The organism is Candidatus Pseudothioglobus sp. Uisw_086 (assembly GCF_048085745.1).
In the GTDB taxonomy this organism is placed as follows: Bacteria; Pseudomonadota; Gammaproteobacteria; order PS1; family Pseudothioglobaceae; genus Pseudothioglobus.
The window spans coordinates 1,122,894-1,135,670 of record NZ_CP159803.1 but is presented as its reverse complement, the minus strand read 5'-3'; the positions used below and the strand labels follow the sequence as shown (position 1 = coordinate 1,135,670).

The window sequence follows — 12,777 nt, the reverse complement described above, 5'->3', positions numbered from 1 at the left end:
AACTATTTATAAATAAAAAGTGTAAAAAATAACATTCTATGTACTATATATTTAATTAAAAAAATAAGGAGATGAAATGGTAAAAATTCATTGGTTGGGAACTGGTCTTTCTGCAATACCAGGACTAAAAAAGCTTATTGAAAATGGCCATTCAGTTATTGTTTATAACCGGACTGTTGAAAAAGCAAGTGATGCTTTATTAGGTACAGAAGGTAATTATCGTATTGAAGAATTTTCTCTTGATGCTATTAAGAAAAATGCTATAGCTGGAGATGTCGTTGTTTCAATGCTTCCTGGTAATTTTCACGTGCCTGTTGCAGAACTAAGTCTTTCAATTGGTGCTCATTTTGTCTCAAGCTCTTATATTTCAGATGAGATGAAGAGTCTTAATGAGGAGTCACTTAAAAAGAATTTATGTCTTGTTAATGAGGTCGGTCTTGATCCCGGGATAGATCATAGTATGTCACACGCTCTAGTAGAAGATTATAAGAAATCGAAGGTTTATTCTGCTGAAAATAAGCATTGTTTTTTGAGCTATTGTGGTGGTTTAAGTGATGCCCCTAATGACTTTTGTTATAAATTTAGCTGGTCTCCATTGGGTGTTTTAAAGGCTCTAATGTCAACTTCAGTTAGTATTCGAGATAGCCAAGTCTATACTGTGTATAAGCCATGGGAGGCTGTTGAGTTGTATCCTCTTCCAATGCCTTGGGGTGAAGATGAATTTGAAGTTTATCCTAATCGAGATTCCATTCCATTTATAGAGCAATATCAGATGGATGAAGGTCTAAAGATTGATCAGTTTGTTAGAGGAACTTTGAGATATAAGGGTTGGAAAGATGCCTGGTCTGACATTTTTTCTGAGGTAGATACACTTGACCCTGAAATTGCAGAGGATCGCCTAAAGGCTATTAGTGATGATCTATGGAATAAATACTCTTATAGAAATGAAGAGGTTGATCGTGTAATTCTAACTGTTGAATTAAAGGTTAAAAACGACTCAGGGGTTGTTTGGCATAAGCAATTCTTGCTTGATACACTTGGAAATAGTAAAGGAAGCGCAATGGCCCAATTAGTCTCTTGCTCAGTTGCTTTGGCTGTTGAAGCTGTCATTAATAAAGAGATACCCGTAGGCGTATCAGCAGCTCCCCACCAAAGTAATTTAGTAAAAAGGTGGCTAAACCAAGCTTCTGAAATAAGTGATCACTTTATTTTAATTGATCATTTAAGTTAGTAGTAAAGTTAGATTATTTCTATGGCCCAAGCTAATCCTATTTTTGATAATGAAACAAAAGGTTGGGTAGATTTAGTTCCTGCTAGGCAATCTCAGCCTAAATTAACTTCTAACCTTGAAGCTAAATGGCTTGTCATAGGTGCCGGCTTTACAGGTCTTTCTTGTGCAAGAAGGCTAGCAGAGATTAACCCTAAAGATCAAATTATCTTGCTTGATGCAAGAGAGCTAGGCCAGAATGCTTCTGGTAGAAATTCTGGTTATGCTGTTGCACATAGCCATTTTTCAGGCCCCTATCAAGAGTCACAACTTGAAAAATACCAAAGAGTAGATCGAATTAATCAAGTAGGTCTTAATTCTCTTCGTACATTAGTAAAAGATAACAGCATCAATTGTGACTGGATAGAATCAGGTATTTATCATACTGCAGCAGATAACAACTCTGAAATTGAGTGTGATCATTTTATTAACTATCTTAAAAAACGTGACATTAGACACACTTCTCTTTCTAAACAGGAAATTCATAATCGTCTAGGAACAAGTTGGTATAAGAAGGGCGTTAAAGTTGAAAATGGTGCATTAATGCAGCCCGCTAAATTAGTTTTTGGATTGGCTAAAAATCTTCCAAGTAATGTTGAGCTTTATGAAAATACACCAGTATTAAGGATGACATTGGGTAAGGCTGTTAAGGTCATGGTTCCAGATGTAATAATTACTGCTGAACAAGTCATAATGGCTTGTAATTATGAAACCTTTGAGGGCGCAAAGCCTAAACAAAGGGCAGTTGGAGTAACACTTTCTGGAAGTATTACTCGTGCCTTAACCAAGGATGAGATTAATACCCTTGGAAGTGAATCATCATGGGGAATTTTATCGCTTCATAGTGGTGGGGCTACTATCAGGTTAACGGATGATGACCGAATTGCAATAAGAAACACAGCTGAATATAACAATCACCACCTGTTAACTGATAAGCAATTAATTAACCGACAACAGATTCATCGACAAGCATTTAATAATAGGTTTCCTCAGTTAAGTCATGTTCCATTTGAGTTCTTATATTCAGGCGTTGAAGGTGTGAGCGCTAATAAAACTAATATCTTTGAGAGATTTTCAGATAACCTCTATTATGCAGGCTGCTTCAATGGTTCTGGAATTACTAAAGGGACTGCATTTGGTATTGGAATAGCTGAGTATGCGTGCGGAAAAAAATCCATTATTGTTAATGATTGTCTTGCTATTAAGAAAGCTAAATGGCTTCCACCAAAACCATTTTTAGATCTTGGTGCATGGTTTACAACTAAGCAGCGCTTTAAAGGGGTTGGAAGAGATAGATAGAAGATAATCTAAATGCTAATCAAAGTAAATGACTTGCAGTAGCGCCAAATTCAATAAAGCCTGCCTTGATTTTAGAAAAAGGTTCTTGATAATAATCCAAAGGATCAACTGGCAAAGAGGTTTCATCACCACTAATAAGGCATTCACTTACTGCCTTACCAAAATAAGTCCCAGGTCCAATTCCTCTGCCTGAATAGCCAAAAACTGAATAAGCATTACTTCCTAGCCTTAGAATTTTAGGAATATGATCACCTGTCATGGCAATGCGTCCATGCCAGCTGAATTCAATATCAATATTTTTAATATGTGGAAAGAGGCTCTCAATTTTTCTCCTTGCCCAGTTAGTGTGAATCTTGGAGGCACTATGACCAAGGTTTCCGATTCCACCAATAATAAGTCTATTGTCAGCATCAAGTCGAAAAGAAGACATTACACTAGCAGTATCCCAACAACCCTCTCCATTAGGCAAAACTGACTTTACCAGATCTAAAGGTAATGCTTTAGTTGCGACTTGAAAATACTGTACAGAAGTGTATTTGGACGGATTTAGGCCTTCAATTGGTTTTTGATAGGCATTTGTAGCAATTAAGAGCATTTTTGCCTTAATGGTGGACTCAGCTGTCTTGACTAGCCAATCATTATTGATTGATTGAATGTCAGTTGCTATAGTTGACTCATAGATATTTACGCCATAAGATTTAGCAGCTCTTGCCAGGCCAAGACAATAATCTAGAGGGTTGATAATTCCAGCTTTTTTATTAAAAAGAGAGCCAAAAAACTTTGAAGAGCCAATTCTTTGCTGAGTCTGCTGTTTATCCAAAAGCTCTAATTCAGCCCCTCGTTCAGATAACTGTTTAAATCTCAGTTTAATATCTTCTAATCCTTTTTCAGAGTGAGCGCAGTGAAGAGTTCCTGATCGATTAGCGCTACAATTAATTTCATAGTCATCAATAAGACTAAATACTAAATCAGGCGCAGTTACTAAAGCCTTATTAAGCTTAACTCCTGCATCTAATCCAAGGATACTTTCAACCTTTTCAGGAGGCATCCATAAGCCTGCATTAACTAAGCCAACATTCCTGCCCGAGCCGCCATAGCCAATCTTTTGATCAATAAGGGTAACTGATAGCCCATTCTTTGCTGCAGATAGGGCCGCTGAACAGCCAGTAAAGCCACCACCAATAATCACTAAATCCGTTGTAATTGATTTTTTAAGATTACTGAAAGTAATTTTTTCTTTAGAAGTTTCTTGCCAAAGGTTTTTTTGATGCATTTTTAAATTAATTCCTAACTATTGAGCATTATATTAAACAAAAAAGACGCCCTAAGGCGCCTTTAATTTGAGATTAATGATGCTTATGGAAGAAGTGTTGCACCAGTTTCCATGCGTATGACTTGACCATCCTTTATTTGCATAAAGGCTAGAACTGATTCTTTAGTTCCGTCAGGGAAGCTCATTACGCCATGGGTAACCATAGCCTCATCATTTTCATAAAGGCAGCGTGAGTCATGGGTTACAAAATCATCACTATTCATCATAAATGTAAACATTTCCATGGTTTTTTCTTTATTCATAGTCGAGTTGTCCAGGTGCATGATAAATTGAAAATCTTCATGCATAGTTGCTGCATAAGCCGCCATATCTTTTGCTTCTTGTGCTGCTTCTTGTGCTTTAAATATTGACATATTGCCTCCTAAATTTAAATTATTTCTTATAATAAATCATTATCATTATCATTATTGTATGTTACCTGCTTTGTTTAATAAGCAACTTTTTTATACCCAGAAGTAAATAATGATTACTATTAAAGGAATTAAAGGCCTAATAGCATTCTTAATATGATGATCAGCACCATCAAACGTTGGCCAAACTTTTAAAAATAGACCCATATTCCAAATAAATGCAAAGGTACAGAAAAACCCCATTGCAACTAATAATGTTGGTGTATCAGTTCTTTCAAAAATACCAATTTGGAAAAACGTTACAATAAGCATTGCAACCGTTCCACCCATTAGAAATCCTGCTGGCTTAAGCGCATACGGTACTTGTGGCGAGTCCAGACGAAGATCTATTGCAAACTTTTTTGAGTTAAAAGTTAGTTGAAAGGCAAAAAAACCACCAAACAATATTAAAAAAATGTGACAAATAGTTTGAATATCCATATTAATTCCCCTTAAAGTTAATTGAACGCTTGAGTAATTTCAAGCCTCATAATAAGTATACTTATTTTTTTTATTATTTTAATTACTAATCAATCGAGTGAAAATATGGATATATCTAAAATACAAAACCAGCTTAAAAAATTTGCAATTGAAAGGGATTGGGAGCAGTTTCATAACCCCAAAAATTTATCTATGGCTCTTAGTGTTGAGGCTTCAGAGCTTGTTGAGATTTTTCAATGGCTAAAGCCAGAAGAATCTAATTCTCCTAATCAAAAGCAGATTCAAGAAATTAATAGTGAGGTGGCAGATATTGCGATGTATCTTCTGCGTTTTTGCAGTATCTTAGAAATTGATATTGAAGAAGCAATTAAGAATAAATTAGAGAAAAATGCTGAAAAATATCCAGTTAATTTATCAAAGGGCAATTCTCAGAAATACAATCAACGAGAAGATTAGTTATATTTCAACCTTATAACATTCGTATGGCTTGCCAGTTGAAGGCTGAAGATTAATATAATCATTAGACAGGACAATAATCTCTTCAGATCTTTTATCATTAAGAGTAAATTGTTCTTCCATATTAAAATACTCATCAAGCCATGGATGGTTCCTATTAACAACTTTAATAGAATCAATCATACTGACTAAGCTTTGATCATTAATTTCCCATACTCCAGTTCCAAGGGCACTATAATTCACTTTAACTGTATTCTCTTCGATTGGAAAGTCAACAATTAGTTGACCAAAACTATTCCAGGTACCATCTTTCTTGTATCTTATAAATTCTAAAGCGGTATACCCAGGCCAAGTATCTTTACAAATCCAGTTACCAAGAATTTCAGTTTCATAAAAACGAGGAGACATTGCTGCTGAAGCAGAGGTGTTTAAAACTAGAGCTGCAAGAATGGTCAGTAAGTATTTCATAATGCGCAGTTTAGATTAGTTTTTGACAAGCCTATGTGAATTATTGATGAATTTTAGAAGAATTTATCATTTTATTTTTATGTTCATCAGCCATCTTTACAATTTTATTGCTAACAGTTTCTTGAAAAATAAATGGAAAAATAGAGTGAATAAGCGCAATAATTAAAAGCCCTAAAAGTGTAAGGCAATATTTCCATGCCCCCCAGAGATGTTGAAAGTAGTTATATCCAAACTCATTGGGGTGTTTAGTAAAAATATTATTCATATAATTATTATCAAAGTTTATTTAATTTATTAAGTATAAAGAATTGGAGTAACAAGGTTAAATTTTTTGAATATTTGTAATAAAATAAAATTTTTTGAATAAATTACTATCCATATATAGGATGAGAGTAATGCCTAAAGTTTTAACAAAAAAACAGATTGAGCAGTATCATGATGAAGGTTTTATATCTCCAATAAGAGTTATTTCTGAAAAAGATGCCTTATCTATTAAAATTCAACTTGAAGAAGTAGAGGCGCAATACCCTGAAGAGATTAATTCAGAGAGTCGCAATAATTTACATCTCTCATTTGTTTTTTTAGATGCGCTCGCTCATAATACAACCATAGTAGATGCAATAGAAGATCTTATTGGCCCTGATATTGCTCTTTGGGCGTCGGTTATGTTTATCAAAGAGCCCTCCTCTAAACAGTATGTTAGTTGGCATCAAGATGCAACTTATATGGGCCTTGATAGCTTTGATTTTCCAACACCATGGATTGCGCTAAGTCCTAGTAACCTTGAGACAGGCTGTATGTCGATGATTTCAGGTAGCCATAAATTAGCAATACAAAAACACGAGGATACTTATGCAGACAACAATATCCTAACTAGAGGCCAAGCTATTAAAAGTGTAGATCAAAGTAAGACCGTTGATCTAATATTGAAGCCAGGTGAAATGTCAATCCATCATGGAGCAATTATTCATGGCTCTCAACCTAATAAAAGCAATCAAAGGAGGATAGGGTTCTCTCTTCAATCCTATGTACCACCATCTATAAAGCAAGTGATTGGAAAAAATATGTGGACGCATATTAAGGGGCAAAAAAGGAATGATCCAGACGGAATTTTCTTAGATAGACCTAAATATAATATGGATCCAACAACCGTTTCTCAAAGAATAATTGCAGAAAAAAACCTGTCAGATATTCTTTACAGAGGCGCAAAATTAAAGCGAAAATACTAGGTATTTATTTTAAGCCAGTCTACAATTTTACTTACACCATTTGGCGTTTGTGATGGACTCAATATGTCACCCAAAATGCCATGCCTTGATGGGTCATCTTCATTACTAAGTGGTGGATTATGAGTACTAATATTGCCTCCCATTTTTGACATAATTCTTCGAGTTGCTTTAGCAGATACAACTTTATCTTCATCAGAAAACCAGAAGAGTACGGGTACTTTAATCTTACTATGATTGCAATTACGAGCTGCCATAACTGAATCTTTAATCGTTAGTAAAGCCTCAGGAGGATAACTTAATGTCCAACATTTTTTATGGTCAGGGTTTTGGGAGCTAAATGAAATTTCTTTACCAAAGATAATTGGTAGAAGGTTTTTGATTCCAGGAATTCTAAGTAATTGACCTCTGAATGACTTTGTGCCAAAGTTTGGTGAAACATAAATAACAGAGGATATATTTTGTTGTTGTTCAAGAATAGTATGAATTAATGAGCAGCCAGTAGAGGATCCAATCAAAACAATGCTATCGCCCAGTATAGCGCCAATTTTAATAGCCTCATCTGTATCTTTAATCCAATCATTTAGAGTCGCATCTGCAAGAGACTGCCCATCCTGTCCATGACCAGTAAGTCTTGTAAAAAAAATATTCGCCCCAAGTTCTTTAGCTACATTTTCAATTACTGGATTCAACTCAAATCGGGATGCTGAAAAACCATGAATAAAAACTAGGCTTATTTTTGTCTTAATGGATGATTTGTCCGCCCATATAATTTTTTTTTCTGTATTTGGGCGTAAATTATTAAACCTTTTCTCATCAAGCTTAATGGATTCTTCTAATGATCTTATGTGCATTATTTTATGAATTATATGAAATTTATTTTGAATTAATTATAGCTTTCTATTTTTTTATAATTACTTTATTATTTGTATACAAAAAGATTACTAATATTAATACTTAATGTATACAAAAAGTGTATACTTCATATTAGTTTTTAAATAGATAAATCTTTAGATGGGCAAGTACATAACAAAAAATCAAAAAGAGGATGAAAAGAGAGTGGTTAGCGTAAGAATTCGCAGACCTATTTTTGAGGCGTTTAAAGGAGCTGCAACTGCTGCAGAACAGTTTGGATATAGCATGACTCTTTCAGGGGTATTTGAAACAGCTATGGAAGATGCAATTTCTGAGTTTAAAGATATTAGTGGTGTCGATTATCAAGATCTCACTTCATCAAAGCTAAGTAAGAAATGGGATAGCAAGTACAAGGCTTCCTTAAAAAATTCTAAAGGAAATCTCAAAAAGCGCAGTACATAAATAATTTTAATTAGGAGTGATAGTCAATGTCAGAAAGTAGTGTGATTGATAAATTAAAAGATTTAAGAAAAGATTTAGATAAAGAATCTAAATTTCTCCAAGAGCAAATGGAGCTTCCATTAAATGGAGACGAGGTGAAAAATTCTCGGTCAGATAATAATTCTCTGCAACTTAATAAGGGAATTATGTTCTCTAAATGGGTCAGAAAATTAACGACACAATTTGAGTCGGTTGATCCATTTTATAAATAAATTATAGTTATAAGTTAATTTGTTTCCTTGGCCAGTTCCAATTAATAAGTGTGCTGGCAACCCCAGACATGATTAACAAACCTCCCAATATCATTGAGGAAGTTAATTTTTCATCAAGAAGAACTATTCCCGCAATGATTGAGGTAATTGGAAGTAGCATCAAAAAAGGTGATACTTTGCTTACATCCACATTGCTCAATAAGTGATACCAAACGCTATAACCTAATACAGTCATAATCAATGCTAAGTATAGAATTATTGACCAGTCAATGAAGCTAGCAGTTGTTATTGCTAGCCACTGTCCATCTTCAATTAGTAAAGATGCTATAAACATTTGCGGGGTAGCCATGATTGCAACCCAAGCCAATATGGTAATTCCTGAGAGATCTTTAAGTCGGCTAATCATTATCTGTGCGACCGCCCATACAGCAGAGCCTGCAATTAATAATAAAACACTATCAAGGTGACCATTTAGTCTGGGCTCTCCTACAATTATTAGGACACCAACAAAAGCAAGTCCCATTCCTAATGTCCTAGTAATACCAAGTTTTTCCTTTAATAGAAATGCTCCCATAATTGCTAAAATTGGACCTTCAAGCTGAACTAGAATTGCTGCAGTAGAGGCATCAATACCTTTGAGGCCATTGTAGGTAAGACCATATTGAATAGTTGAACCAATAAGTGCAACAACAAAAATTTCACGCATATGACCCCATGGTGGCTTTGTAAACCAAACAAGAATTAAACCTGCAATACCAAAGCGAATTGTCATGATAAGGAGAGCTGGAAACTGCTCCATTCCAATTTTGGCTAGAGTAAACCCTAAGCCCCAGGTAATAGGAACAATAAGAGCTAATAAGATTTGCTTAGAGTTCAATAGTATTATTGTTAGATATTAAAAAAGGAGGTCAATTATGACCTCCTTTAGAGTATTAAGATAGAACAAATTAATATTTAGGCGCGAGATTTCCAGTAGAAAAGGATAATAAATAAACTACTTAAGCCAATTCCAAAGTACTGCATGCCTCCTGATGGAATTGCTTTAGTGTATATATGAAAAACTTGAACTGTAAGAAAGATAAATTGAAGAAGAATCAGAGTTTTAGTAGCTTTTTTTAGTTGCCTCTCAGATGTCCAATTTGGAAGCATTAGAAAGACTATTGCGGTAAAAAAAAATGATGTACCTAAAAGTTGAGCCATTGTGATCATGGGACGCGTAACTTCCCACCCATAGGCCGCAGCCATCATATCAGCCCCAAACCATAAAGAAGAAGCCCAAAAAAGTCCAAGAAGACCGTTAAGCCTATAAATAAAAGCTAAAGACATGATTCCACTTTCTAAAAAAATTTTAAGCTTAACATAATTTACTAAGAGTTAATAGAGTTTAAAAAAAACCATATTTTGTTTTTTGTTACGAAAGCATCTAGAATAACAGTTACTTATTAGTAGTATTTTGGATGCAATTAACTAACAATTGATTTGCCATTACTTGCCTGAGGAGTAAAGTCACAAAAGTCCTGAAATGGATAGATATTTCTATTTCTTTGCTTATTGGGAATAGAGCTTAAGTCTTGATTTACAGCACCATCAGACAAAACCATAAATGAAGGCACTGAAAGATTTTCAAGGTCTGGTGAAAGATACCCAGATTTAACAATGAGTAACTGGAAGCTACGTAGATTTATTTTTAAATCATTAAAATCTTTAAGCATATGAAATGGCCTTCTCAGCTTGGTTACCACAATTGTTGTTTTATTTACTTTAACTATTGCGCATTGATTTTGAAAATAGACGCTATCAGCAGTAAGTATTAATGAAGGCCCACCCCCACTAAATGTCCCACCAATAGTAAATTGATTTCCTTTTTTTAGTTCATCATAGGCTGATTTTGACGCAATACCTGCAATCAAAGTTTCTTTTAAATCAGCTTCTAAGATTGCTTTTAGAATATCAGCTCTATCTCCAACTCCTCCTGCAGTAGGATTATCACCACTATCTGCGATTATTGAAAAATCATCCTTACAAAACTCAAGAGCGCTATGAATATCTCCTGATTTCATGCCATATTTTAGTTTTTTTCGATTATCCCAGTAGAGATTAGCAATACTTTTACAGATGATAGCGCCAGATTTTTCATCAGTGCAAGTCACAATAGAAGAAGCTGTGGCTCTTTTAGTATCTGCCCAAACGTAACCAATCATTAGATTACAGTCGAGGATATTAGATTCTAGATTATAAAGATCAAGACTTTCATAGATTGATTGGCAAGGCTCTACAAATGTCGAAGACATTTCTCCTGAGACTAAAACGGGTATTGGTGACCAAACTACATAAGGTCGATACCCTTCATTAATTGCCTTTGCAAGCATCAGAGATGATCGTCTATAGGTATCCTTGACATCAATATGAGGGGCAGTTTTAAAAGCTGCAAAAGCATCTATATTACTTATAATTTGATTGGTCATCTGACCATGCAAATCAAAGCTTACTGAAATGATGCATTTTGGCCCAACTTCTTTGCGAACTGATGCAATCCACTCTCCTTCTGGGTCCTCAATATCATCAACATACATTGCGCCATGCATCAAAAGTAGTATCCCATCAAGACTATCAATGAGCTTTAATTCTTTAACAAACTGCTCTTTTAGTTGGCTAAAGTATTGACTCTCAATTGGTCCACCAGGTACTGATTTACTGAAGAATATAGGCTGAGCCTCTAAATTATAATCCGCAAATGGGAAATCTACCAAATCTAGAAGTTCTTGACCTCGAACGACTGTAAAGTCACTTTCTTTTTGATATAAAGGGGAGTATGAGCTGCACTCAGTACTAATACCGCCAATGGCAATTTTTTTAGAAGCCATTTAGAAAAAAAATAAAAGTTAATTAACTCCAGCCAGTAACAACTTTGACCTCAATAAACTCATTGAAGCCATGCTCGCCTCCTTCTCTTCCAATTCCAGAATGTTTGTATCCACCAAATGGAGATCCAAGAGCTAAACCTTTTCCATTAACTTCAACAACACCTGAGAGAAGCTTTTTTGAGACTCTTTTAGCTCTTTCTTGATCTTGGGTTTGAATATAATTTTCTAGGCCATAAGGTGTATCATTTGCAATTTTAATTGCTTCTTCTTCAGTATCGAATGGAATCATTGAAAGGACAGGACCAAAAATCTCCGTTCGAGCAACTGTCATTTCGTTGTTGACATCGGCAAATATAGTGGGCTTTACAAAGTAGCCTTTCTCAAGGCCTTCAGGTTTTCCAGTTCCACCAATAACTAAGGTCGCATTTTCATCAATTCCTGCTTGAATAAGTGTTTGAACTTTATCATATTGAAGTTGAGATACAAGTGGACCTAGGTGTCTGCCTTCTTTTGATGCTATGTCAGTCTTAGTTGTAATAGCTGTTTCTTTTGCAATTTTAACAGCCTTATCATATATTGATCTTTCCACTAGCATTCTTGTTGGAGCATTACAAGATTGACCAGTATTGTTAAAACAATGTCTGACGCCCCTTTTAACTGCTTTTTCATCTGCATCGGCAAAAACTATGTTTGCACCTTTTCCACCTAGCTCTAGACCAACTCTTTTAAAGTCATCGGCTGCATTATGTGATATTAGAGCACCTGCTCTGGTTGATCCAGTAAAAGAAACCATATCAACATCAGGGTGAGAAGTCAGCTGACTTCCAACACCAATACCATCTCCATTAACAAGGTTAAATACTCCAGCAGGACATCCTGCTTCTTCAAGCATTTCAGCAAAAATCATTGAGTCTAGGGGTGCAATTTCAGATGGCTTTAAAATTACAGTGCAGCCAGCAGCTATAGCTGGAATAACTTTAAGAGCAACCTGACTAATTGGCCAGTTCCATGGCGTAATAAGTGCGCAAACACCTTTTGGCTCATAAATTAATTGATTGTCAGAATCATCAAGTTGCTTTTCAAATTCAAACTTTCTAAGTTGGTTAAGAAAATCTTCAATTGCTTCAGTGCCACTAGGAGCTTGAGATGATTTAGCAAAGTCGATAGGTGCCCCCATTTCCATTGAAATTACCTCAGCCATTTCATCCATTCTTCTTTCATAGATTGCATAGAGCCTTTCTAATAGAACAATTCTGTCAGCTTTTGTTGAGATAGACCAAGAAGGAAATGCAGACCTTGCTGCAGCTACTGCTGCGTCGGTATCTGCTTGAGAGCCAAGAGAGATAACCGCACAAACTGTTTCATCAGAAGGATTGATGACATCAAAGTCATTTTTAGATGATGGCTCAACCCATTGTCCATTAATATAGAATTTTCTTTTATCTAGCATAATTTATCTCCAATTA

At 35.2% G+C, this 12,777-nt stretch carries 16 protein-coding genes; 6 read left to right on the top strand and 10 right to left on the bottom strand.

The window, feature by feature from the left end; genetic code table 11:
• The first annotated feature begins 76 nt into the window (after positions 1-76).
• Positions 77-1,231, top strand: a complete 1,155-nt coding sequence (locus ABXT49_RS05680; protein ID WP_416651099.1) for a saccharopine dehydrogenase C-terminal domain-containing protein — start codon at positions 77-79, stop codon at positions 1,229-1,231.
• Positions 1,232-1,252: 21 nt separating this feature from the next.
• Positions 1,253-2,566 (top strand): NAD(P)/FAD-dependent oxidoreductase, encoded by a 1,314-nt coding sequence (locus ABXT49_RS05675; protein ID WP_416651097.1) that lies wholly within the window; start codon positions 1,253-1,255, stop codon positions 2,564-2,566.
• Between the two features lie 19 nt (positions 2,567-2,585).
• Here ABXT49_RS05675 and ABXT49_RS05670 read toward each other — a convergent pair whose 3' ends face one another.
• The 3 genes from ABXT49_RS05670 to ABXT49_RS05660 form a co-directional block, all read right to left on the bottom strand.
• The gene (locus tag ABXT49_RS05670) at positions 2,586-3,839 is read right to left on the bottom strand and encodes an NAD(P)/FAD-dependent oxidoreductase (RefSeq protein WP_416651095.1); all 1,254 of its coding nucleotides are present in this window, start codon (positions 3,837-3,839) and stop codon (positions 2,586-2,588) included.
• Positions 3,840-3,922: 83 nt separating this feature from the next.
• Entirely contained in the window at positions 3,923-4,252 is a 330-nt protein-coding gene (locus tag ABXT49_RS05665) for a nuclear transport factor 2 family protein (protein ID WP_416651093.1), read from the bottom strand.
• Between the two features lie 90 nt (positions 4,253-4,342).
• Entirely contained in the window at positions 4,343-4,729 is a 387-nt protein-coding gene (locus ABXT49_RS05660; RefSeq protein ID WP_416651091.1) for a hypothetical protein, read from the bottom strand.
• Between the two features lie 105 nt (positions 4,730-4,834).
• Between ABXT49_RS05660 and ABXT49_RS05655 the strand changes: the two genes are divergently transcribed.
• A complete protein-coding gene (locus ABXT49_RS05655) occupies positions 4,835-5,185 on the top strand; it encodes a nucleotide pyrophosphohydrolase (protein ID WP_416651089.1) in 351 nt (116 codons plus the stop codon).
• Here ABXT49_RS05655 and ABXT49_RS05650 read toward each other — a convergent pair whose 3' ends face one another.
• Together ABXT49_RS05650 and ABXT49_RS05645 are read right to left on the bottom strand one after the other, a co-directional pair.
• Positions 5,186-5,653, bottom strand: coding sequence for a hypothetical protein (locus tag ABXT49_RS05650; protein WP_416651087.1), 468 nt, complete (start codon positions 5,651-5,653; stop codon positions 5,186-5,188).
• A gap of 40 nt (positions 5,654-5,693) precedes the next feature.
• Positions 5,694-5,918, bottom strand: a complete 225-nt coding sequence (locus ABXT49_RS05645) for a DUF6356 family protein (protein ID WP_416651084.1) — start codon at positions 5,916-5,918, stop codon at positions 5,694-5,696.
• A gap of 130 nt (positions 5,919-6,048) precedes the next feature.
• Here ABXT49_RS05645 and ABXT49_RS05640 point away from each other — a divergent pair, with 130 nt between their 5' ends.
• A complete protein-coding gene (locus ABXT49_RS05640) occupies positions 6,049-6,882 on the top strand; it encodes a phytanoyl-CoA dioxygenase family protein (protein ID WP_416651082.1) in 834 nt (277 codons plus the stop codon).
• On the opposite strand, the gene ABXT49_RS05635 is transcribed toward ABXT49_RS05640, so the two are convergent.
• Positions 6,879-7,733: an alpha/beta hydrolase gene (locus ABXT49_RS05635; protein WP_416651080.1), complete on the bottom strand. Its 855-nt coding sequence runs from the start codon at positions 7,731-7,733 to the stop codon at positions 6,879-6,881. The two genes, ABXT49_RS05640 and ABXT49_RS05635, sit on opposite strands and share 4 nt — an antisense overlap.
• Before the next feature lie 160 nt (positions 7,734-7,893).
• Here ABXT49_RS05635 and ABXT49_RS05630 point away from each other — a divergent pair, with 160 nt between their 5' ends.
• Together ABXT49_RS05630 and ABXT49_RS05625 are read left to right on the top strand one after the other, a co-directional pair.
• The gene (locus ABXT49_RS05630) at positions 7,894-8,196 is read left to right on the top strand and encodes a hypothetical protein (protein ID WP_416651079.1); all 303 of its coding nucleotides are present in this window, start codon (positions 7,894-7,896) and stop codon (positions 8,194-8,196) included.
• 26 nt (positions 8,197-8,222) lie between these two features.
• Positions 8,223-8,447, top strand: a complete 225-nt coding sequence (locus tag ABXT49_RS05625; RefSeq protein ID WP_416651077.1) for a hypothetical protein — start codon at positions 8,223-8,225, stop codon at positions 8,445-8,447.
• A gap of 7 nt (positions 8,448-8,454) precedes the next feature.
• Here the strand turns inward: ABXT49_RS05625 and ABXT49_RS05620 are convergent, their stop codons facing one another.
• The 4 genes from ABXT49_RS05620 to ABXT49_RS05605 form a co-directional block, all read right to left on the bottom strand.
• Positions 8,455-9,324, bottom strand: a complete 870-nt coding sequence (locus tag ABXT49_RS05620; protein ID WP_416651075.1) for a DMT family transporter — start codon at positions 9,322-9,324, stop codon at positions 8,455-8,457.
• A gap of 77 nt (positions 9,325-9,401) precedes the next feature.
• Positions 9,402-9,773, bottom strand: coding sequence for a hypothetical protein (locus tag ABXT49_RS05615; RefSeq protein WP_416651073.1), 372 nt, complete (start codon positions 9,771-9,773; stop codon positions 9,402-9,404).
• A 137-nt stretch (positions 9,774-9,910) separates the two neighbouring features.
• Complete coding sequence (locus ABXT49_RS05610; RefSeq protein ID WP_416651071.1) at positions 9,911-11,311, bottom strand: M81 family metallopeptidase; 1,401 nt, start codon at positions 11,309-11,311, stop codon at positions 9,911-9,913.
• Between the two features lie 22 nt (positions 11,312-11,333).
• Positions 11,334-12,761 (bottom strand): aldehyde dehydrogenase family protein, encoded by a 1,428-nt coding sequence (locus ABXT49_RS05605; RefSeq protein ID WP_416651069.1) that lies wholly within the window; start codon positions 12,759-12,761, stop codon positions 11,334-11,336.
• Between the last annotated feature and the right edge of the window lie 16 nt (positions 12,762-12,777).

What these genes read in the sequence shown, in the direction of transcription:
- ABXT49_RS05640 (WP_416651082.1), top strand. Translation starts at nt 6,049, where the DNA reads ATGCCTAAAGTTTTAACAAAAAAACAGATTGAGCAGTATCATGATGAA.
- ABXT49_RS05650 (WP_416651087.1), bottom strand. Translation starts at nt 5,653, where the DNA reads ATGAAATACTTACTGACCATTCTTGCAGCTCTAGTTTTAAACACCTCT.
- ABXT49_RS05635 (WP_416651080.1), bottom strand. Translation starts at nt 7,733, where the DNA reads ATGCACATAAGATCATTAGAAGAATCCATTAAGCTTGATGAGAAAAGG.
- ABXT49_RS05665 (WP_416651093.1), bottom strand. Translation starts at nt 4,252, where the DNA reads ATGTCAATATTTAAAGCACAAGAAGCAGCACAAGAAGCAAAAGATATG.
- ABXT49_RS05645 (WP_416651084.1), bottom strand. Translation starts at nt 5,918, where the DNA reads ATGAATAATATTTTTACTAAACACCCCAATGAGTTTGGATATAACTAC.
- ABXT49_RS05615 (WP_416651073.1), bottom strand. Translation starts at nt 9,773, where the DNA reads ATGTCTTTAGCTTTTATTTATAGGCTTAACGGTCTTCTTGGACTTTTT.
- ABXT49_RS05625 (WP_416651077.1), top strand. Translation starts at nt 8,223, where the DNA reads ATGTCAGAAAGTAGTGTGATTGATAAATTAAAAGATTTAAGAAAAGAT.
- ABXT49_RS05605 (WP_416651069.1), bottom strand. Translation starts at nt 12,761, where the DNA reads ATGCTAGATAAAAGAAAATTCTATATTAATGGACAATGGGTTGAGCCA.
- ABXT49_RS05660 (WP_416651091.1), bottom strand. Translation starts at nt 4,729, where the DNA reads ATGGATATTCAAACTATTTGTCACATTTTTTTAATATTGTTTGGTGGT.
- ABXT49_RS05610 (WP_416651071.1), bottom strand. Translation starts at nt 11,311, where the DNA reads ATGGCTTCTAAAAAAATTGCCATTGGCGGTATTAGTACTGAGTGCAGC.
- ABXT49_RS05670 (WP_416651095.1), bottom strand. Translation starts at nt 3,839, where the DNA reads ATGCATCAAAAAAACCTTTGGCAAGAAACTTCTAAAGAAAAAATTACT.
- ABXT49_RS05630 (WP_416651079.1), top strand. Translation starts at nt 7,894, where the DNA reads ATGGGCAAGTACATAACAAAAAATCAAAAAGAGGATGAAAAGAGAGTG.
- ABXT49_RS05680 (WP_416651099.1), top strand. Translation starts at nt 77, where the DNA reads ATGGTAAAAATTCATTGGTTGGGAACTGGTCTTTCTGCAATACCAGGA.
- ABXT49_RS05655 (WP_416651089.1), top strand. Translation starts at nt 4,835, where the DNA reads ATGGATATATCTAAAATACAAAACCAGCTTAAAAAATTTGCAATTGAA.
- ABXT49_RS05675 (WP_416651097.1), top strand. Translation starts at nt 1,253, where the DNA reads ATGGCCCAAGCTAATCCTATTTTTGATAATGAAACAAAAGGTTGGGTA.